The organism is Streptomyces sp. NPDC104106 (assembly GCF_055584345.1).
The window spans coordinates 1-2,023 of sequence record NZ_JBVJMF010000062.1 but is presented as its reverse complement, the minus strand read 5'-3'; the positions used below and the strand labels follow the sequence as shown (position 1 = coordinate 2,023).

Sequence of the window (2,023 nt, the reverse complement as noted above, 5' to 3'; positions counted from 1 at the left end):
TCCGCCTGACCCGCCAGCGCACCCCCCGACGCCGCCGACACCACCAACGGCACCACACCCTCGTACGACACCCGCACACCGACCGGCTCCTCCGGTGCCTGTTCGAAGATGAGGTGGGCGTTGGTACCGCTCAGTCCGAAGGAGGAGACGGCGGCCCGGCGCGGGCGGCCGGTCTCGGGCCACTCCCGGGCCTCGGTCAGCAACTCGACGGAGCCCGAGGACCAGTCGACCTGCGGGGTGGGCTCGGTGACGTGCAGGGTCGGGGGCAGAACACCGTGCCGTAGCGCCTCCACCATCTTGATCACCCCGGCGACGCCCGCGGCGGCCTGGGTGTGCCCGATGTTGGACTTCACCGAGCCCAGCCACAAAGGCATTTCGCGGTCGCGGCCGTACGTCGCCAGCAGCGCCTGCGCCTCGATGGGGTCACCGAGCGCGGTGCCCGTACCGTGCGCCTCCACCACGTCCACGTCCGCGGCGGCCAGACCGGCGGCCGACAGGGCCCGGCGGATGACCCGCTGCTGGGACGGACCGTTGGGAGCGGTCAGACCGTTGGAGGCACCGTCCTGATTGACCGCGCTGCCGCGCAGCACGGCGAGCACCCGGTGCCCCTTGCGGTGTGCCTCCGAGAGGCGTTCGAGGACGACCACGCCGACGCCCTCGGCCCAGCCGGTGCCGTCCGCGGTCGAGGAGAAGGCCTTGCAGCGGCCGTCGGGGGCGAGGGCCCGCTGCCGGGAGAACTCGACGAAGGTGCCCGGTGTCGCCATGACGGTCGCGCCGCCCGCCAGGGCCATCGAGCATTCGCCGTTGCGCAGGGCCTGGGCGGCCAGGTGCATGGCGACGAGCGAGGAGGAGCAGGCGGTGTCCACGGTCACCGCGGGGCCCTCGAAGCCGAAGACGTACGACACCCGGCCCGAGGCCACGCTCACCGCGGAGCCGGTGGCCGTGAAGCCGCCCGACTCGGGCGGGATGTCACCACCGATGCCGTAACCCTGGGTCATCACGCCGGAGAACACGCCGACGTCCGTGCCCTTCAGTGCGGACGGGTTCACGCCCGCCCGTTCCAGCGCCTCCCAGGAGGTCTCCAGAAGCAGCCGCTGCTGCGGGTCCATCGCCAGCGCCTCACGCGGCGAGATGCCGAAGAAGCCCGCGTCGAACAGGCCTGCCTGGTGAAGGAAGCCGCCCTGGTCGACGTAGGACGTGCCGATGTTCTCGGGGTCGGTGTCGAAGAGGCCGTCCACGTCCCAGCCCCGGTCGGCCGGGAAGCCGGAGACGGCGTCGCGGCCCTCGATCACCAACCGCCACAGTTCTTCGGGGCTGTTGGCACCTCCGGGCAGCCGGCACGCCATGCCCACGATCGCGATCGGCTCGTCCGGATCGGCCACGCCGACCGTGGGCCCGCCCGCGCCGGTGGCGTCACCGATGGGTCCGGCCAGCTCGTCGCCGAGGAAGCGGGCGAGCGCGACCGGGGTCGGGTAGTCGTAGACAAGGGTGGCGGGGAGACTGAGCTGGGTGACCTCGCGGAGCCGGTTGCGGAGCTGGACGGCGGTGAGGGAGTCGAAACCGGCGTCCTTGAACGCCTTGTCGGCCTTGATCTTCTCGGGGCCGGTGTGGCCGAGCACGGTCGCGACCTGGGCGCGGACCAGGTCCAGGAGCAGGGCTTCCCGCTCGGCCGGGGCCAGGCCCGCGAGCCGGCCGGCCAGGCCGCTGACACGTCCGGCGGAGATGCGGGCGGCGGCGCGCCGGCTGTGCGGTATCAGCGTGCGCAACAGGGACGGTATGCCGCCGCCGGCTGCCGCTTGCGCACGTAGGGCCCGCAGGTCCAGCTTGATCGGGACGAGGAGGCTCTCACCGGTGCGCAGGGCCGCGTCGAAGAGGTCCAGGCCCTCGTCTGGGCTGATCGCTTGGAATCCGCCACGGTTCAGGCGGCGCTGGTCGACGTCGTTCAGGTGGGCTGTCATGCCGGTGGCCTGCTCCCACAGCCCCCACGCCAGCGACACACCCGGCAACCCAGCAGCCCGCCGAC

General features: G+C 72.7%; 1 protein-coding gene. It reads right to left on the bottom strand.

Annotated elements, in window-relative coordinates; genetic code table 11:
• The coding region (locus ACZ60X_RS43835; protein ID WP_469611430.1) for a type I polyketide synthase at positions 1–2,023 on the bottom strand (2,023 nt) is incomplete at both ends.